The following is a 20,612-nucleotide window of genomic DNA, read 5'->3' as shown; positions in this document are numbered from 1 at the left end:
TGACATTTCTGAGACATCTAGGTTTTTATAAACTATAATTGATATTTTTATAGCGATGAAATTAAATGGACCAATACTACTACGTCTACAATTTTGCTTGGCGCTTCTTTCTTGTTTGTTTTTTCAAAATAGGCTAGAAGCACAATACGCGCCCTATTTTCAAAATTATGATCTCTCACAATACAATGCCGGAAACCAGAACTGGGGTATTTCAAAGGCTGATGACGGCCGCCTTTATGTAGCCAATACAAAGGGCTTGTTGGAGTTTGACGGGTTTAAATGGACCTTGAATCCACTTCCCAATAAAACCACTATTCGCTCCGTTCACGCTGTAGATGAAAGGATATATATAGGCTCTTATGAAGAGTTTGGCTTTTGGGAACGCAATAAATTGGGACAATTGAGCTACACATCTTTAAGTGAAAGCCTGAAACCAAAAGGAATTTTAAACCAAGAGTTTTGGCAAATTATCACTATGGAAGACGCCATCATATTCAGGTCGTTTTTAAATATATATGTCTATAAAAATGGTGAGATCAAAAAGTTTGAACCGCCATCAACCGTGCTTTCTTGCTCTGTCATTGAAGGAGTTTTATATATTTCAACCTTAACAAACGGGATTTTCACCTTAAAAGATGACCAATTAATCTCTTTTATTGATCATAAAGATTTAGTTGATGCCAAAATAATCACCATTACCAAAAAGAACGATCAATTTCTTATTTCCACTTCCTTACGTGGCATTTTTAAATATAAAAATGGTGTTTTAAGTCCTTTTAAGGCTGAAATAAATCCGATCATAAAAGAGCAACAGCTCAACGAGTTTTCTGAGATGGGAAACGGAAATATGATTTTTGGAACCATTAAAAACGGGGTTTATGTTACAGATCCCGATGGGAAACTGCTTTTCCATATTCACAAAGAAAATGGTCTTATCAATAATACGGTGCTGTCTCAATTTATTGACGATGACGATCAATTATGGTTAGGACTGGATAATGGTTTGGCGTCGGCAGACTTAAGGAGTCCGTATTTATTTTATAATGATGTTTCCGGAAATTTGGGTGCTGTTTACGATGTCATAAAATATAAAAATACGGTTTATATAGGAAGTAATACAGGTCTGTATTATCTAGATAAGGACAACGCCTTACAATTTATTGATGGTTCACAGGGTCAGGTTTGGGATTTGAATGAAATTGAGGGCGATCTTTTCTGCGGACATAATAACGGCACTTACCTTGTAAAGGATAAGCAACTTCAACTCATTTCTCCACACACAGGAGGCTGGGTGATGAAAAAAGTTTTGGGCACATCAAAAACTTATATTCAAGGTACATACGCCGGACTGGTAAAATTCAAAAAAGAACCTGCGGGATGGACGGTAAAACATTTGGGACAAACAACTATGCCCATTCGTTTTTTGGTGCTTGAAGATGCTTATACAGCATGGGCGGCCCATGCCTATAAAGGTCTTTATAAAGTGAAGTTCAATAATTCTTACGACACCATCCTTGAAGTCCGTAATTATGAAAAGAAAGGACTATGGTCACCGTATAACGTTCGTGTCAATGCCATTAAAAATGATATCTGCATCAAAACCAACGAGGGTTGGCAAAAATATGAACCGTTATTGGATTCCATTGTTCCATATCCCTTGTTGAATGAGAATTTCGGTAAGAACTCTTATGTCATTTCTGAAGATGACATCACGACGTTGGCAGTCAAAAATATAAATAAAATTAATTTTAAGACTTTTCCAAATAATGGTTTAAAATCATCTCTAAGTAATAAGTATTTTAAGAAACGTCTCATTTTAGGTTATGAGAACATTTCAAAACTTAATGATTCTCTGTTTGCTTTGAGTTTGAACAATGGATTTATGTTGTTTGATACGACCTTAAATCCAGACTCAGCGCCGTTGCAGGAACCCTATTTTGAGAGTATCCTTATAAATAAACAACGGATAGCTTTAGACACCATTAAGACCTTAGAACTGCCAAATAAATTTCAAGCTTTAACCGTGGCATTGACCTCTCCTAAATCTAAAGATTATTTTTTTGAATATGCCATGGGATCCCTAGATACGCTGCATTGGTATAAAATGGAGAATGACAAGTTGGAATTTTCAAATATAAGTTATGGCGATTATGAGTTTCGTTTTAGGACAGCCAACCATTTAGGGAAGAAATCGGCTTCACGCAGTTTGATGGTTAAGGTGCTGCCACCGTGGTATAGATCAGCGCCAGGCTATCTCTTATTTATAGCTTTATTCGTTTCGACGCTGACCTTGTTTTATTATCTCCACCATAGAAAAATAAAGAAAGAACAAATGCTATTGCACCTTAAATTTGAAGAAGAACAAAAGATTGTTCTCAAGGAAAAAGCGATTGAAAATGAGCGACGCATTGTGGAACTTAAAAATGAATCCTTGCAAAATGAGGTCAAACTAAAAAGCAAACAACTTGCTAATACGGCCATGGCTTTAGTGAAAAAGAACGAAACACTGTTGGAACTCAAAAGAGAAATTTTATTACATAGGAATTCATTCGAGAATCATTTTTCATATAAAAACCTCATTAAAAAGATTGACACATCAATCAGTCATAAAGATGAATGGAAAGTATTTGAATACAATTTCAATCAAGTCCATGAAGAGTTTTTTAAAGATTTAAAGAGCAAACATCCCAAACTTAATGCTAAGGATTTAAGGATATCTGCCTACATCAAAATGAATTTATCTACCAAAGAAATTGCGCCATTATTAAATATCTCCTTAAGAGGCGTAGAAACCCAAAGATATCGGTTAAGAGCCAAGTTAGAATTGGATTCTGATCAATCTTTAACAGATTATTTGCTGAATTTCAAATAATCTAACTTCATAATTAACATTTCCTTGCCTTTTTATACGTCAATAGTACGTCAATTCTTTAATTCTCAAACGTTTTCGGTGATTTTTTAGTAACTTAAGGCTACGTCATTATTGAAAATTAAGATTCTTTTAACAGTGACGTACTTAAAGTGTAAATGAAAAATTCAATGGGATTTAAATTCATTATATATTTCGATTAACTAACACAATAAATTTAATTTATATGAAAGCAAGACTAATTTTATTCTTATTTTTTCTTTTCAGTTACTCCATTTCCCAGGCGCAGGAGTCTACTGTTACAGGAACGGTGACAAGTGCGGAAGATAATTTTCCTGTGCCAGGTGTCAATGTCTTGATAAAAGGTACGGCGAGAGGAGTAAGTACTGATTTTGATGGGAACTTCTCCTTAAAAGTAAATAGAGGCGAAGTTGTGGAATTTTCGTCTTTAGGCTTTAAAACGGTTTCGGTAACTATTAATAATCAAACAACACTTAACATTAGTTTAGAAAGTGATGTCGAGTCTTTAGGTGAGGTTGTCCTTATTGGTTATGGAACCCAGAAAAAGGCAGATTTGACCGGTGCCATTACAACCGTTAAGGCTGAAGATATTGAACGAACGCCTACCAGTAACGTCATGCAATCCCTTCAGGGGAAAGTAGCTGGTGTGCAGGTGGTTGGTGTTGGTTCTCCTGGAGACTCTCCAAAAGTAAGATTGCGTGGTGTTGGTACGTTTGATGGAAGCAACAATCCGCTCTACGTGGTCAACGGGATGTTCTATGATAACATTGACTTTTTGAACACCAGTGATATTGAGTCTGTTTCAGTCTTAAAAGATGCGTCTTCTTCGGCAATTTTTGGACAGAAAGCTGCAGGAGGAGTCATTATAATCCAAACCAAATCCGGGAAATTCGAAAAAGCACCTGAATTTGTATACAACGGCTATACGGGCTATCAATTTGCCCAAAATGTCGTAAAAATGGCAAATACCGAACAATTTGCGACCATGGCCTATGAGTCGGGTTCACAAACAGATATCAATAATATTCAAAGTGCCATACAACGTTTTGGAAGGAGTAGAGTTAATCCAAACCTGCCAGATGTCAATACCGATTGGTTCAAGGAAATTTTACGCCCTGCCACAATATCCAGTCATAGTATTGGTGTTAATGGCGGTGGTGAAAATGTGACCTATTCATTAGGTGCCAACTATTTTTCTCAAGATGGTATCATGGACATGAAAAATGAGTATGAGCGTTTTAATATCAGGTCCAGTGTGGATATCAAGTTATCTGAACGATTTAAGATGGGAACCAATATGGTGTTCAGTAATGCTACTAAGTATAATGCCGAGAATGCCGCATGGTTTCAGGCTTATTTTGCGGTACCAACATTACCTGTATATGACCCTTTAAATACTGAAGCGATGCCAGTGGCGTATTCTGACGCTACAAAAATTGGCTACAGAGGTCCGCAGAATCCTTTTCCGACCATGCGATACAATGAAAATCAGTTGAAGATCAGAAAGTTGTTGACCAATATTTACGCAGAGTATTTTATTGTACCTGATAAATTGTCTGTTAAATCGTCTTATTACCATGACTATTCTTCTATAGATGAACGCAATGTCAGAATGCCATATTTCATTTCTGAAAATTCACAAAGGGAAACCTCTTCGATTAGAAAGGCGCAACAGACGTATTCCAATCAAATTTGGGATAATGTCATCACTTATAATGATGTGTTTGGCGATCATAATATTACGGTACTGGGTGGTACGTCTTATAGAGACGAAGCCGTTCATAATCTTTCTGCAACTGGTGAAAATATTGCCGGAATTGCCTATGAAAGCTCTTGGTATTTGGATTTCGCAGATAAGGAATCTTTTAATGGAAATGTTCGGGATAATGGTGAACGAATTTATGGCGTTTCTTATTTTGGAAGAGCGGAATACAATTTTATGGACCGTTACCTGATCAATGCCACCATAAGAGCTGAAGGGGATTCAAAATTCACGGCGAATAACTGGTTATACACACCAGCAGTCGGATTAGGTTGGGTCATTTCTGAGGAAAGCTTTATGCAAGACAATGGTGTATTTGCTTTCTTGAAATTAAGAGCCAGTTATGGTGAGCTCGGAAACGGAAGCCTTGGAAGAAGTTCCGGTGAAAGAACCGTGAGCATTGTCCAAACAGATATTGGAGATCAACCTGTGAGTGGGATTGTCTCTACCAGTAATTTTGCCAACTTAGAATGGGAGGTTACGGAAGAAAAGGATTTTGGTATTTCTGCAAGAATGTTCAATAGCCGTTTAGCCTTGGAAGCTGATTATTTTATACGAACTACAGATAATGCTGTAATTCCCGTAATCCAGCCAATTTCAAACGAAATTGTTAGAAAAAATGCCGGTGTCATCAGAAATCAAGGTTTGGAGATAAGCTTAGACTATAATCAAAACCTAAATGATAATTGGAGAATTAACATTGGTGCCAATATATCTACACTTAAGAATGAAGTGATTTCCCTTGCTGACAATCAGGAATATATTGATGGAGGTTCTGCTGAATTCCGTCAGCGTACGCGCGTTGGAGACCCGATCCGCTCGTTCTTTGGTTACGAAACACTTGGGGTGTATCAAACTACTGAGGAGATTCAAAATGATCCGATAGCTGTGGCCAATAACTTGGTTCCGGGCGATTTGAGATATAAGGATGTCAATGGCGATGGTGTTTTGGATGCTGATGATCGTGTCATGTTGGGATCTTATTTACCAAACTTTATGTATGGCGGTAATTTGGGAGTAAGTTATAAAAGCTTCGATTTTTCGGTCAATTTTTCTGGACAATCTGGCAACAAAATCTTAAACCGTAAACGTGGCGAAGTTATTTTCACCAGTGGTACCAATATGGATGCCGATTTGGCTATCAACCATTGGCATGGTCCGGGAACCTCCAATTCCTACCCATCATCAGCAGGTTTAAGAAAAAGTTGGAACCAAAAATTAAGCAACTATTTTATTGAGGATGGTTCATATTTCAGGATTCAAAATATTCAATTGTCATATACCGTCAAACCTGGTTCCTTATTGGGTAAAAAGATGCCTGAAACCCGATTGACCTTTACTGCAGAGCGACCATTTACCTTCTTTAAGTACAATGGCTTTGATCCAGAGGTTCAAGATGGGGTGGATAGAGAAACCTACCCTGTTCCAGCGGTTTACACTATGGGAATCAATATAAAAATCTAAAAAAAAAATGCTCGATATGAAGAATTTCAAACAATTATTAAACCCACTAGTGTATTTGCTAGTTGCAGGTTTGTGCTTTACATCTTGTGAAGACAAACTTAAAGAACAAGATGGCCAGTTGGGAACTGGAGATTTAGATTATACCAAAACAAGTGATATGATTATGCCGTTAGTTGGCGCCTATGCCCAAATTTATTCAAGAGGCTGGGAAGATCCATTATTGTTAGGGGTAAGAGGAGATGATGTCAATGCCGGAGGTTTGGGAGATCAACAGCCTTTTGCTGAAACAGATCTGTTCAATTATGATAAAGGTTATTGGATGTACAATTCCCTTTGGACCAATATGTACAGTGATATCTTGGACATCAATAACGCAAGAGAAACCATCCAGACCTATAAGGATTTCGCACCGGAAAGTGCTTATGCAAAAGCCGATCAATATATGGCAGAAACCAAGGTATTGAGCGGATGGACCCACCTTCAAATGTCTCGCGTATGGGGCAGTATCTTTATAATTACCCAATCTGATGTTACTGATGACTTGGCAAATGGCGTCGCTACAAAAGCAGAAGTCATGAAATATGTGTCTGATCTCATGGATGAAGCCATTCCTTTTTTGCCAGACTCGAGACCAAACCAGCGTACGGACGTTCCCGGAGGTGTCACAAAGTACACGGCGCTTGCTGTAAAAGCTTTGGCCAATTTAGAACTTGAAAACTATCAGGAGGTGGCGAATGCTGCAGGTGCGATCATCACGTCCAATAAATTTATGTTGTACAATGATTTCTACCAATTGTTTAAGAAATCAGGTGAGTTAAGTGATGAAAACTTATTTGAATTTCAATATTCAGATTATGGATCCGCAACCGGATCAGTCAACAATCATTTGTATGCGCCATTTGGTCCTGAAAACTGGACGCCAGCAAGAGCAGGTGCAAGTTCAGGATGGGGCTTTTATGAACCGAGCTTTAAGTTTATCAAGTTTATGTTAGACCGAAATGAGAAGGTGCGTTTGCAAACCAGTGTGCTGTTTACAAACCGAGGGATTGCTGAAATTAAAACGGATGCAGCTTATGCTACATTGCCGTCTTGGATTTCAAACACCACTCCAGATGGCGACGTGATCAATGATTTTAACCGAGCAAAATTCTCCAGTGGAAAGCACTATTTGCCGTCCAAGCAGTTGACCGAAGGTCGTAATGATTATGGTTCTGGTAAAAATATGATTGTCATCCGATATGCTGAAATCCTATTGATGTATGCCGAAGCTTTAACAAAAGGCGCCAATGGTACTGGAATGACTGCTGATCAAGCCGTTAATATGGTAAGAGACAGAGCCGGTCTTGGAGATTTGACAGGCGTGACCCATGCTGATGTTATGGACGAAAAATTTGCTGAATTGGCTATGGAATGGGGCATTCGATATTTCGACTTGATCAGATTGAAAAATTATGCCGAGTTGAGCTATGATGGTAGAACCTTTTCAGAAGACAAGGCCTTGCTTCCTTATCCTCAAGCGCAAGTAGACTTGTTGCCATTAGGTGTTCAATAAAAATAATTCACTTTATAAATCATATAAAAATGAAAAAAATTAACAGACTAATTTTCGGAATATTTACCTTACTCTTAATGGTATCCTGTTACGAAGGTATTGATCCAATTTCTCAGGTTGACCCAGGTCAGGACAAAGGTGCGCCCATTGTAACTATAATGAGACCAGCCAACGGTCTTGAAATACAGGTTCCTGATTTGGTAACTTCCACGATGGTCCAATTTAGGGTTGAAGATGATATTGAGATCGGTTCGATCTCCGTGATGTTGAACGGCGTTGAAATAGCTTCGTATGACAGTTTTATTGATTATAGAATTGCCAGCTTTGAGTTCATGCAAGACAATATTACCACAGGAGATCATGTATTGACCGTGACGGCCACTGATTTAGCTGGAAACGTGACCACGGCAACGTCAAACTTTACAAAATCACCTCCTTATACACCAATGTTCGCAGGGGAGCAATTTTATATGCCGTTTGATGGCGACTTTACTGAACTTGTAAGCGTTATCGCAGCTGGAGAAGTTGGAAGTCCTGGTTTTGGTGGCAGTGCCTATGCCGGTTCCAATTCGTATAAGGCAGGTACTGATAATTATTTGACCTTTCCAACAAGTGAATTGACTTTAGGCGATAATTTCAGTGGTACATTTTGGTATAAAGTCAATGCCACCCCAGATCGAGCTGGTATTTTAACCATGGGTGGTGATGTTGATGATCGGACCAACGGTCTTAGATTGCTTAGAGAAGGCGGTCCTGAGAATCAACGCATTAAATTGAACGTAGGTACTGGGGATACGGATAGATGGAATGACGGAGGCGAAATTAATGTTGCCGCTGGAGGTTGGGTACATGTAGCCTTTACAATTTCAGCTACGGAAACTAAAATTTATCTTAACGGAATGGAAGTCAATACAGGTACATTAAGCGCCCCTATTGATTGGTCAGGAACCTCAGAATTGGTTATTGGAGCAGGTGGACCAACGTTCAGTTATTGGGATCACAAGTCTGATTCAAGTTTGATGGATGAGCTAAGATTGTTTGACACCACGTTATCACAAAATGAAATTACAAGTATGATTGCCCAGGGCAACCAAAGAATGCATGTGAATTTTAATGGAAGTTATAACGATAATGTGAGAGATATTGAAGCTACCATAGTTGGAACCCCTGGTTTTGCAGGAGAAGGTTATGCTGGTTCAAACGCCTATAAAGGTGCTGAGGATTCTTATCTTACATTCCCTACAACGGGGTTATTAAACAATCAATTCAGTGCTGCGTTTTGGTATAAACTAAATGCATCTCCAGATCGTGCCGGCATTTTGGTAATAGGACCTCCAGACTCAGAAAATGCCAACTTCCCTAGCGTTCAAAATAAACGAACCAGTGGCTTCCGTTTCTTCAGGGAAGGCGGCCCTACCAATCAGATTTTCAAACTTAACGTGGGTAACGGAACCGAAGATATTTGGTTTGATGGCGGTGCCGCAGCTACTATAGATCCTACTGCAAATGATGGTTGGATACATTTGGCATTTACCATTTCCTCTACAGAATGTGTAGTATACATTAATGGAGAGGTGGTCAAACAAGGTGCTTTTACCGGTGTTGACTGGACCGATTGTGATTTATTTTCTGTCATGTCAGGTGCGCCCCGATTTACGGAATGGGGTCACAAATCTGATTTAAGTGTTATGGATGAATTAAGAATTTTTGATAAAGCACTTTCACAAACGGAAATTCAATCGCTGATGTTCTAATAAAAGATAGTTTGTCATAAAGACGAGTTTTATATTTTTTTATTGAGTTAGTTTAATTCCTTTTTAGCTGCATTCTGGCAACGGAGTGCAGCTAAAAATTATTAGTGAAACCCATATTTCAAAAGCCGAAGGCACATTGGAATATGTTGGTTGAACTAATCCCGCTTTTTAGCGGGATCTAAACCCATATTCCAAAAGCGGAAGGCGCATTGAGTTTTGATGGTTGAACTAATCCCGCTTTTTATCGGGATCTAAACTCCTATCTGCCGACAGGCAGGCAAACCTTAAAAGTGAATTTTTATTGACCATTGTTTTATTGACGATTTTATGGATAAATTTTCTACCAGACTATTAATATTTTGGATGCCATTTATAGTGCTTTTTTTAAGCTGTAATACTGCAATAAAAAAGCAAAATGCACGGTCTCCTTTAATTAAATCGGCTGTAATTATCGCCGATGATCCCTTGTTGGACACCATTCAAAAACAAACCTTCAACTACTTCTGGGAAGGCGCCGAACCTAATTCCGGCTTGGCAAGAGAGCGTATCCATATCGATGGTGTCTATCCAACCAGTCCAAAGAACACGGTGACCACAGGAGGTTCGGGATTTGGATTTATGGTACTTTTGGTGGGCATTAAAAAAGGATATATCTCAAGGGAAGACGCTGTTGACAGATTTGTAAAGATGGTAGATTTTCTCGAAAAAGCTGATCGCTTCCACGGCGCATGGCCGCATTGGCTCAATGGCGAAACTGGTAAAGTAGTGCCGTTCAGTAAAAAGGATGATGGTGGCGATTTGGTAGAGACCGCACTCTTGGTTCAAGGCATGTTGACCGTTAAGGAGTATTTTAAAGATGGGAACGCTAAAGAAAAAGAACTTGCAAATAAGATAGACCAACTTTGGAGAGAAGTTGATTGGGATTGGTACACCAGAGGCGAAAATGTGCTGTATTGGCATTGGTCTCCTACATATCATTGGGACATGAATTTCCCAATAGGTGGTTATAATGAATGTTTGATCATGTATGTGCTTGCCGCAGCCTCACCCACACATCCAATTTCTAAAGAAGTATATGATCAAGGTTGGGCTTTGAATGGTAACATCGTTTCTAAGGACTCTTTGTATAATATTCCCTTAGTTCTGAATTATTATGAAAACGATGATGCTGATATTGGCCCTTTATTCTGGGCACATTACTCGTATTTAGGTTTGAACCCAAAAGGATTGAAAGATCAATATGCCGATTACTGGCAATTGGTTCAAAACCAAGCTAAAATTCACCATGCCTATGCTGTAGAAAATCCAAAAAATTTTAAATTTTATGGTGATAGTTTATGGGGAATGTCTTCTAGCTATTCCATTAATGGGTATCACGCGCATCGACCTGGCGATGATTTAGGAGTTATTTCACCTACCGCCGCTTTGGCCTCAATTCCTTACACCCCGGAAGAAAGTATCAAAATGCTTCATTATCTCTATGAAAAACAAGATTCCCTTATTGGTATATATGGACCGTATGATGCCTTTAGTTTAGATAAAAATTGGTCCGTTCAACGCTATTTGGCCATTGATCAGGGCCCTATTCCTATCATGATTGAAAACTATCGCTCAGGAATGCTTTGGGATTTGTTTATGCAAAATGACGATGTAAAACATGGACTGGATAAACTCAGGTTCACTTATGAAAATAATAGTAACTAAAATTCTATGAAAAAAATATACGGCTTTCTACTCATCGTCTTTATAGCTTTTGCCTGTTCCAAAAACTCACCTTCAGAACCCTTTAATCCAGATCCTGTTGATGATGGACCGGTACTTATTGATCCGTTGACCGATTTGGAAATGATGGATTTGGTGCAACGCGAAACCTTCAAATACTTTTGGGATTTTGCAGAGCCCAATTCCAAAGCGGCGAGAGAACGTTATATTCCTAGCAATCCGACCCAAGACCAACATGTGGTGACTTCAGGAGGTACAGGTTTTGGTTTGATGTCCATTTTGGTGGGTATTGAAAGAGGCTATGTCTCCAGAGCAGAAGCTGTGGGAAGATTGCAAACGCTTTTAACGTTTTTAGAAAACGCCGACCGTTTCCACGGAGCATGGCCACATTGGATCAATGGAACTAATGGAAGCACCATCCCGTTCAGCAACCAGGACAATGGTGGCGACTTGGTAGAAACCTCTTTTGTGGTCCAAGGCCTAATCTGTATCAAAGAATATTTTAAAAACGGATCACCAGCAGAGATGGAATTAGCAAATAAAGCAGACGCACTCTGGAAAGGAGTGGAATGGGATTGGTACACACAAAATGAAAACGTATTATACTGGCATTGGAGTCCGAACCATGCTTTTGCCATGGATCTAAAAATACAAGGCTATAATGAAAGCTTGGTGACCTATGTTATGGGCGCCGCTTCACCAGATTACTCCATTTCTCCTGAAGTTTATACCCAAGGTTGGGCAAGCAACAGCACTATTGAATCGTCAAATGTACAATATGGCATTCCACTGATTTTAAAACATGCGGGTTCTCCTCAATTTGGAGGTCCAATGTTCTTTAGCCACTATTCATTTTTAGGTTTGAATCCTACAAATTTAGTGGACCAGTATGCCAATTATAAAGATGTGGTAACCAACCATGCTAAAATCAACTATCAATATGCGGTGCAAAATCCGCAAAACTTTGAAGGTTACGGGATGGAGTGTTGGGGCTTAACGGCAAGTTATTCCAGAAACACAGACGGATCTTTAGGCTATTCGGCACATAGTCCCGTTAACGATAAAGGTGTTATTTCACCTACGGCGGCCATAAGTTCTATTGCTTATACGCCGACGGAATCCTTGCGTGCCATGCATTATTTCTATCAGAAAAAAGATCAATTATTGGGAAAGGCTGGATTTTACGATGCGTTCAGCCCTGAATTTAATTTTTGGGTTGCTCAGGCTTATTTGGCCATTGATCAAGGTCCGCAAATCATCATGATTGAAAATCACAGAACAGGTTTGCTGTGGAATTTATTCATGCAGAATGAAGACGTAAAAAACGGACTTGACAAACTAGGGTTTACCTATTAACAACTAAAGTGTTTAACTTTTTGAAGGACTTAAATTATTAAATAAATGAGATTAAATTTTAAAAATACAATAGTTATCGTTGTGCTGCTTCTTTTATATTCTTCAAAGATATCGGCGCAACATGAAGAACTGTATTTACAGAAACAATTTGTTTCGGGGAATGACACCTTAAACTATCGTGTGTTGATGCCAAAAAACTTTGAGTCGTCCAATCAATTTCCAGTGGTGCTATTTCTTCATGGTGCAGGTGAAAGAGGTCGTGACAATGCCAGACAATTGTCCCATGGTAGTGAATTGTTCTATAAAATGAGAGATTCTTTTCCTGCTATTGTCATTTTTCCACAATGTCCACAAGATGATTATTGGGCAAATGCTACAATTGATAGAACCACAAAACCGATTAGTTTAAACTTCCCTATGGATAAAGGTCCCACCAAATCCATGGGATTGGTCATGAAATTATTGGACGACATGCTGAGCAAACCGTATGTCAAAAAAGATCAAATATATATTGGAGGTCTTTCTATGGGAGGCATGGGAACTTTCGAAATCCTATACAGAAAACCTGAAGTTTTCGCTGCGGCGTTCGCCATCTGTGGGGCAGGAAACCCTGAAGCTACGGAAATTTATGCCAAAACCGTCCCGATGTGGATTTTCCACGGGGCCAATGATGATGTGGTCGGTCCGCAAGAATCTGTGGCCATGGTTTCCGGTATTTTAAAATATGGAGGAAAGCCTAATTTTTCGCTTTTTGCCAAAGACAATCACAACAGTTGGGATTCGGCCTTTGCAGAACCTAAACTGATCCCTTGGTTATTTTCTAATTCAAAATCTAAATAATGAAATTACAATCCTTCAACGCCGTTTTTTATAGCACAATGATCTTCTGTTTGTTATCCTGCAATTCCTATCAGGCGCAAACACAAGTTAAACCTCAAAAATCCATTGAACAGAAAGTTGATTCCATTCTTCAACTGATGACTTTAGATGAGAAATTGGGACAGCTCAACTTGCCATCCGCTGGGGATATCACAACGGGCCAAGCCACAAGTTCCGACATCGGTAAAAAAATTGAAGAAGGCAAAGTAGGCGGGTTATTCAACATCAAAACGGTCCAAAAAATCAAAGAGGTCCAAAAAGTGGCCATGGAAAAAAGCCGATTGAAAATTCCGTTGTTATTCGGAATGGATGTCATTCATGGTTATGAAACTACATTCCCGATTCCGCTTGGATTATCCAGTTCTTGGGATATGCCCATGATTGAAAAAACAGCACGTATTGCAGCCATTGAAGCAAGTGCCGATGGGATCAACTGGACCTTTTCGCCTATGGTCGATCTGTCTCGAGATGCCCGTTGGGGACGTGTTTCTGAGGGTTCAGGAGAAGATGTCTACTTGGGGAGCCAAATTGCCATAGCCATGGTTAAAGGGTATCAGGGCACAGATTTGACCGATAACAATACTCTTATGGCCTGTGTGAAACATTTCGCATTATATGGTGCTTCAGAAGCGGGACGCGACTATAACACAGTCGATATGAGCCGCATCAAAATGTACAATGATTTCTTGCCTCCATATAAAGCAGCGATTGATGCTGGCGTAGGTTCCGTAATGGCCTCTTTTAATGAAATTGATGGCATTCCTGCTACGGGTAATAAATGGTTGATGACCGATTTGCTGCGCACAGATTGGGGATTTGACGGCTTTGTCGTTACCGATTATACCGGCATCAATGAAATGGTTGATCACGGCATGGGCGACTTTCAGACCGTTTCAGCCATGGCAATAAACGCTGGAATTGACATGGATATGGTTGGCGAAGGCTTGTTGACCACCTTAGAAAAATCGTTCAACGAGGGTAAAGTTTCAATGGAAACAATTGATACCGCTGTGAAACGCATGCTTACTGCGAAATATCAATTGGGTCTGTTTGATGATCCCTATAAATACTGTGACGTAAACAGAGCAAAGACAGAAATCTTTACGGATGATCACCGTGCATTCGCAAGAAAAGTATCTGCGGAATCGATGGTCTTAATGAAAAACGACCATCAAACCTTACCCATAAAAAAATCTGGAACTATTGCATTAGTTGGTCCTTTGGCCAATACTGCAGTGAATATGGCAGGTACATGGAGTGTGGCTACAAAACAAGAAAAATCCATTCCGTTGTTGGAAGGTTTAAAAACGGTGGTCGGTAATAAAGCCAAAATTCTATATGCCAAAGGGAGTAACCTTGCTGAAGATTTGGAGTATGAAAAACGGGTGACCATGTTTGGAAAAGATATTCCTCGTGACGGACGTACAGACAAGCAAATGCTTGATGAAGCTTTGGAAATCGCCTCCAAATCGGATGTGATTATCGCGGCTTTGGGCGAGTCGGCTGAAATGAGTGGCGAAAGCAGTAGCCGTACCAATCTGGACATTCCACAAATTCAAAAAGATCTGTTGCAAGCGCTTTTAAAAACAGGAAAGCCTGTGGTTTTGGTCATGTTTACCGGTCGTCCATTAACCATCGAAGAAGAAGTTAAAACCGTTCCGGCCATTTTGAATGTATGGTTTCCGGGAAGTGAAGCTGGTTTGGCAATTTCTGATGTCTTGTTTGGTGATGTCAATCCTTCAGGAAAATTAACCGCGACTTTTCCACGCAATGTGGGACAGATTCCTATTTATTACAATCATAAAAACACCGGACGTCCATTAAACAATAAAGATGGCGTTTTTGAAAAATTCCGATCCAATTATTTAGATGTCCGCAATGAGCCATTGTTTCCTTTTGGATATGGGTTGAGCTATACCACCTTTGACTATTCAAATTTAAAATTGAGCACCAATCAAATTGATAGTAATGGTACTCTTGATGTTTCCGTAGATGTGAAGAATTCTGGGAATTATGACGGGAAGGAAGTCGTTCAACTGTACATCAGAGATGTGGTGGGGTCCGTGACGCGCCCGGTCAAGGAGTTAAAACGGTTTCAAAAAGTTGACATCAAAAAAGGCGAAACTAAAACCGTCACTTTTAAATTGACCGTTGAAGATTTGAAATTCTATAATTCCGATCTGGATTTTGTCGCAGAGCCAGGACAGTTTCATGTCTTTGTGGGCACGAATTCTGACACGACTATGAAAGCCGAATTTGAGTTGAAAAATTAAGGTGAACCAGAGAGACCTCATAGGACTTTATAACCTGTGAGGTCTAATCAAGTTAACGTTAACATTGAATAAATATCAGAACCTATGAGAACACGTCATTTTTTAATAATAAGTCTTATGGTTTTTGGATCTTTTTGTTCTTTAAGTGCTCAAGATGCACCATCCAAATACGAGGCCAAAATAGATTCATTGATGAATCTAATGACCTTGGAAGAAAAAATAGGTCAGACTGTTATGTATGGTGGTGGTTGGGCCAAAACAGGTCCCTTCGTCAAAACTGATTTCGAAAAATACATCAGGGAAGGTAGCGTAGGTGCCATGTTGAATGTGTATACCGCTAAAGCCACGCGTGATCTACAGAGAATTGCTGTAGAAAACACGCGATTGGGCATTCCGTTGTTGTTTGGTTATGATGTGATTCATGGCCACCGCACAATTTTCCCAATCAATCTCGCTTTGTCTGGCAGTTGGGATCCTGATCTTGTAGAACTCACATCACGCATTGCTGCTGAAGAAGCTTCGGCAGAAGGATTGCACTGGACTTTTGCCCCAATGGTGGACATTGCGCGAGATCCGCGTTGGGGCAGGATTTCAGAAGGTGCCGGGGAGGACGTTTATCTGACCAGTATCTTGGCAAAGTCTTATGTCAAAGGTTTTCAGGGTGATGATTTGTCAAAAAATAATACCATTCTTGCCTGTGCCAAGCATTTTGTCGGTTATGGTGCTGCACAAGCTGGTCGTGATTATCATACGGTCAGTATGGGAGAAGATGAATTGCGCAATGTCTATTTACCGCCGTTTAAAGCAGCTGTTGACGCTGGAGTGGAAACCTTTATGACTGCTTTTAATGAGTTGAACGGTGTTCCTGCAACCGGAAATAAATTCATTTTTCGTGACATTCTTCGCAATGAATGGGATTTTAAAGGCTTTGTCGTGTCCGATTATACGGCCATAAATGAATTGATTCCTCATGGTTTCGCAAAGGACAGTATCGATGCTGCACGTTTAGCAATGCTTGCGGGTACTGACATGGATATGATGGGACATGTGTACCGTAAACATTTAAAGCAATTAATTGAAGACGGAGCGATTAATGAGGACTTGGTCAATGAATCCTGTCGAAAAATTTTATCAGCAAAGTTCAAATTGGGATTGTTTGAGGATCCTTATCGCTATTCTGACGAAAAACGCCAACAAGAAACCATCTATAAACCCGAATTTTTGAAAACCGCCCGCAACGCTGCGGCAGCTTCTTCGGTATTGTTGAAAAATGATGGGAACGCCTTACCATTGGACAAGTTGGCTACCATTGCTTTGATCGGCCCTTTGGCAAAAGATGAATATCATATCAACGGGAATTGGGGTGCAGCTGGCGATAGAAAAGGGAAGTCGATGAGTATTTACGAAGGTCTTCAAGAATATTTAAAGGACAGTCAAATTTTTTATGCTAAAGGGTGCGATATTGAAAAAGATGACGAAAGCGGCTTTCAAGAGGCCATTGAGGTTGCGAAAAAAGCAGATGTTGTGCTTCTTGTTATGGGCGAAAGTTACCATATGAGCGGCGAAGCAGCATCACGAACCGATATTAGAATCCCCGGCATCCAACCAAAACTGATTAAGAAAATTAGAGAAGCAGTACCCAATAAAAAGATGGTATTGCTTTTAATGAACGGAAGGCCTTTGGACCTTTCTGAAGAAATAGGACAGGTGGATGCCATTTTGGAAGCTTGGTATCCTGGAACCATGGGAGGCAGTGGCGTTGCAGATGTACTGTTTGGGGTTTATAACCCATCGGCGAAATTGACAGTGACGTTTCCGCGTAATGTTGGCCAGATTCCAATTTATTACAATATGAAAAACACAGGGCGTCCCATCCCAGAATCCAATCCAAAGCAAGATTATAAATCTAATTATATAGATTCTCCAAATACCCCATTATTCGTTTTCGGATACGGGCTGAGCTATACCACATTTCAATATTCTGAACTTACGCTGTCGTCCGCAAATATCGGATTTAATGACACGCTTACTGCAACCGTAAGCATTACCAATACGGGGAATTATGACGGCCATGAAGTCGTCCAACTTTACATTCATGATAAGGTAGGAAGTCTTACGAGACCAGTGAAGGAGCTAAAAGGTTTCCAAAAGATCTTTCTTAAAAAAGGAGAGAGTAAAACCGTGACGTTTAAACTATCGGCTGAAGATTTGAAATTTTACAATTATACAGAATTTGCTGCTGAGGCAGGCGAATTTGAAATTGCCATTGCACCAAGTTCTGAATTTAAATTTAAGAACACATTTACGTTAACCAATTAATTGCCAAATGATGAAGTACCAAAACCATTCTATAAGAAATTTGCTGATCCTGTTTTGTGTGGCTTTTTCTTCTCAATTGATTGCCCAAAAAACCATCATAAATTCTGGGTGGCAATTCACCTTGGATACTACCAAAACCAAGTGGGAAACGGTAAACATCCCGCACACTTGGAATAAAGACGATGCTTTTGATGACGAGGGCGGATATTTTAGAGGTTTGGGTTTTTATCAAAAACAAGTATATGTTCCCATCGAGAAAAAAGGATTAATTCATTATCTCCGTTTTAAAGGTGTCAACCAAGAAGCTAATGTCTATGTAAATGGTAGTTTCGCTGGCAATCACAAAGGTGGTTATACGGCCTTTAATTTTAATATTACGGAGTTTTTAAAATTTGGAGCTTACAACCTAATTGAAGTAAAGGTTGACAATTCGTATAATGCGAATATCCCACCCTTGGACATCGATTTTACAATATATGGCGGTATTTATAGAGATGTGGAATGGATTGCACTTCCAAAACAACATCTCGCCTTAAATGATTTTGCATCCGAAGGCTTTTATGTAGATTACCCCAATGTTTCCAAAGAAAAGGCCAGTGTAGAAGTGTCTGTTCTATTGGATAATTTTGATGTGAAATCGGCTTCAAATATACTCGAAGTAAGCATTGCAGATGCTGATGGAAAAATCATTCAAACTGAAATTAGAAAAGTTGAAATCAACGCCAAAACCACCGAAAAACTCAAGATACATTCCCCCGAAATCCGTAATCCAAATTTATGGTCACCAGAACGTCCAAATCTCTATCATTTGCAGATTTTTTTAAAAGATAAGAATGGAACTATTTTAGATGAGAAGTCATCAAATATTGCTTTTCGTTGGGTAAGTGTCAATCCAAATAAAGGCTTTTTCCTTAACGGAGAGCCTTACAAAATAATTGGCGTTAACCGTCATCAGGATTATGAAGGTTATGGAAGTGCCGTACCGATGCAACTTCAGGAAAAGGACATCCATTTGATAAAAAACATGGGTGCCAACGTGATTCGTTTTGCACATTATCCACAAGCTCAGGAACTCTATAAATTATGCGATGAACTTGGACTTCTGGTGTGGTCAGAAATCCCAGTTGTCAATAAAGTGACCAACACGCCTGAATTTTTTGAAACCAGCATGACCATGCAGGAAGAACATCTCAAACAATACTATAATTTTCCTTCAGTGGTAATGTTTGGGTATATGAATGAAATTTTTCTACGCTTGGTTTTCGATAATAAATCTACTGACCAAGAAAAAGAAGATGCTAAAATTTATAGCTATGAACTTGCGAAAAAATTGGAGGATTTCACCAGAAAAATGGCACCGAATCGATTGACGGTAATGGCATTGCACTTCAATGAAGTCTATAACGACACTAAAATCGCTGATTTGTCCATGCTCATTGGATGGAATCTTTACTTTGGATGGTATAATGACACCATTCCTGATTTGGGCATATTTTTGGATGATCAACACCAACGTTTCCCAAACCGCTCTATCATGATTTCAGAATATGGTCCTGGTGCTGATGTCAATATATCGAGTACCACCCCCAAAAAGTACGATTATACCCAAGAATATCAATTGATCCTGCATAAAAGCTATTATGATCAAGTCATGGCGCGCGACTTTGTTGTAGGCATGACCGCTTGGAATTTTGCGGATTTTGGTTCAGAATTTCGGGGCGAAACCATTCCGCATGTCAATCAAAAAGGATTGGTGCAATACAATCGTGAGCCAAAGGCTATTTATTATTGGTACAAAGCTGTTTTGAACACTAAAGAGCCATTTATTCATATCGCTCTAAATGCGGAGCAGCCTTTGAATTTAATTGATGAAGACAAGCGTACCGTATCGATTTTTTCAAATGAAAAGAAGGCAGAAGTTTTTTTGAATGGCGAATTGGTTGATGCCATTACATTTATAAACGGATTGGCTAAAGCGGATATTCCTTTCATAAATGGTGAAAATGAATTGAAAGTAGCCTCAGATTCACAAGAAGAGACCAAAACACTTCAAGTATTCAAATCTGATAATTTGAAAACAGCGCATTTCAAAAGATTTGGAATCAACCTTGGATCACATTTCAGCTTTTATGATCAGGAGAATAACGTGACCTTCGTTCCGGATAGAAAATATTCTGAAAATCTTTACGGGCATTTCGACGGAACACCATATAACATTACTAAAGACAAGAATCAAGGCATTCCCAATAATATTAAAAACACAAAAAAAGAAGGGATTTTTCAAACGATGCTTGAAGGATGTACAATCTACAAAGTAGATGTACCAAATGGCAAATACCAAATCACTTTATATTTTGTAGAGCCACAAATAAAAAGTAACATTGAGATGGTTTTTAATTTAACCGCCGAAAAGGCTTTATCCAACCAAGACACAAAAAAGCAACGAGTTTTTGATGTGTTTTTAAATGATATCTTAGTTGAAAGTCACTTTGATTTGGCAAAAACATTTCCGGATAAATATGGCGTTACTCTAACAAATATTGTAAACATTAGAAACAACGAAGGCTTAAGCATAAACCTCAAACCCATTGAAGGAAAAACCGTCCTTAGTGGCGTTTTGATTGAAAAGAAAGATTAAAAA

Annotated in this window: 10 protein-coding genes; all 10 read left to right on the top strand. The window is 39.2% G+C overall.

The window, feature by feature from the left end:
* The first annotated feature begins 55 nt into the window (after positions 1-55).
* The 10 genes from ESZ48_RS06205 (at position 56) to ESZ48_RS06160 (ending at position 20,609) form a co-directional block, all read left to right on the top strand.
* Positions 56-2,872 (top strand): helix-turn-helix and ligand-binding sensor domain-containing protein, encoded by a 2,817-nt coding sequence (locus ESZ48_RS06205; RefSeq protein ID WP_223266373.1) that lies wholly within the window; start codon positions 56-58, stop codon positions 2,870-2,872.
* Positions 2,873-3,095: 223 nt separating this feature from the next.
* Complete coding sequence (locus ESZ48_RS06200; RefSeq protein ID WP_129016451.1) at positions 3,096-6,116, top strand: SusC/RagA family TonB-linked outer membrane protein; 3,021 nt, start codon at positions 3,096-3,098, stop codon at positions 6,114-6,116.
* A gap of 16 nt (positions 6,117-6,132) precedes the next feature.
* On the top strand, positions 6,133-7,668 hold the full coding sequence (locus ESZ48_RS06195; RefSeq protein ID WP_129016450.1) for a RagB/SusD family nutrient uptake outer membrane protein: 1,536 nt from the start codon (positions 6,133-6,135) through the stop codon (positions 7,666-7,668).
* A 29-nt stretch (positions 7,669-7,697) separates the two neighbouring features.
* A complete protein-coding gene (locus ESZ48_RS06190; RefSeq protein ID WP_129016449.1) occupies positions 7,698-9,422 on the top strand; it encodes a LamG domain-containing protein in 1,725 nt (574 codons plus the stop codon).
* A 327-nt stretch (positions 9,423-9,749) separates the two neighbouring features.
* Positions 9,750-11,126 carry a glucoamylase family protein gene (locus ESZ48_RS06185; RefSeq protein WP_223266372.1) on the top strand — a complete coding sequence of 459 codons (1,377 nt, stop codon included), beginning with the start codon at positions 9,750-9,752 and terminating at the stop codon, positions 11,124-11,126.
* A 6-nt stretch (positions 11,127-11,132) separates the two neighbouring features.
* Complete coding sequence (locus ESZ48_RS06180) at positions 11,133-12,500, top strand: glucoamylase family protein (protein ID WP_129016448.1); 1,368 nt, start codon at positions 11,133-11,135, stop codon at positions 12,498-12,500.
* A 45-nt stretch (positions 12,501-12,545) separates the two neighbouring features.
* Complete coding sequence (locus ESZ48_RS06175; protein ID WP_129016447.1) at positions 12,546-13,340, top strand: carboxylesterase family protein; 795 nt, start codon at positions 12,546-12,548, stop codon at positions 13,338-13,340.
* 38 nt (positions 13,341-13,378) lie between these two features.
* Positions 13,379-15,652 (top strand): beta-glucosidase BglX, encoded by a 2,274-nt coding sequence (bglX, locus tag ESZ48_RS06170; protein ID WP_223266380.1) that lies wholly within the window; start codon positions 13,379-13,381, stop codon positions 15,650-15,652.
* A gap of 84 nt (positions 15,653-15,736) precedes the next feature.
* Entirely contained in the window at positions 15,737-17,971 is a 2,235-nt protein-coding gene (gene bglX / locus ESZ48_RS06165) for a beta-glucosidase BglX (protein WP_129016445.1), read from the top strand.
* A 7-nt stretch (positions 17,972-17,978) separates the two neighbouring features.
* Positions 17,979-20,609, top strand: coding sequence for a glycoside hydrolase family 2 TIM barrel-domain containing protein (locus ESZ48_RS06160; protein ID WP_129016444.1), 2,631 nt, complete (start codon positions 17,979-17,981; stop codon positions 20,607-20,609).
* Positions 20,610-20,612 lie beyond the last annotated feature (3 nt).

This window comes from Gelidibacter gilvus (genome assembly GCF_004115975.1).
Classification (GTDB): Bacteria; Bacteroidota; Bacteroidia; order Flavobacteriales; family Flavobacteriaceae; genus Gelidibacter; species Gelidibacter gilvus.
The sequence above is the reverse complement of the archived record's forward strand: the minus strand, read 5'-3'. Positions and strand labels throughout refer to the sequence as shown.

Excerpts from the sequence above, each read along its gene's own strand:
- ESZ48_RS06205 (WP_223266373.1), top strand. The coding sequence starts at position 56 with ATGAAATTAAATGGACCAATACTACTACGTCTACAATTTTGCTTGGCG.
- ESZ48_RS06200 (WP_129016451.1), top strand. The coding sequence starts at position 3,096 with ATGAAAGCAAGACTAATTTTATTCTTATTTTTTCTTTTCAGTTACTCC.
- ESZ48_RS06195 (WP_129016450.1), top strand. The coding sequence starts at position 6,133 with ATGAAGAATTTCAAACAATTATTAAACCCACTAGTGTATTTGCTAGTT.
- ESZ48_RS06190 (WP_129016449.1), top strand. The coding sequence starts at position 7,698 with ATGAAAAAAATTAACAGACTAATTTTCGGAATATTTACCTTACTCTTA.
- ESZ48_RS06185 (WP_223266372.1), top strand. The coding sequence starts at position 9,750 with ATGGATAAATTTTCTACCAGACTATTAATATTTTGGATGCCATTTATA.
- ESZ48_RS06180 (WP_129016448.1), top strand. The coding sequence starts at position 11,133 with ATGAAAAAAATATACGGCTTTCTACTCATCGTCTTTATAGCTTTTGCC.
- ESZ48_RS06175 (WP_129016447.1), top strand. The coding sequence starts at position 12,546 with ATGAGATTAAATTTTAAAAATACAATAGTTATCGTTGTGCTGCTTCTT.
- bglX (WP_223266380.1), top strand. The coding sequence starts at position 13,379 with ATGATCTTCTGTTTGTTATCCTGCAATTCCTATCAGGCGCAAACACAA.
- bglX (WP_129016445.1), top strand. The coding sequence starts at position 15,737 with ATGAGAACACGTCATTTTTTAATAATAAGTCTTATGGTTTTTGGATCT.
- ESZ48_RS06160 (WP_129016444.1), top strand. The coding sequence starts at position 17,979 with ATGATGAAGTACCAAAACCATTCTATAAGAAATTTGCTGATCCTGTTT.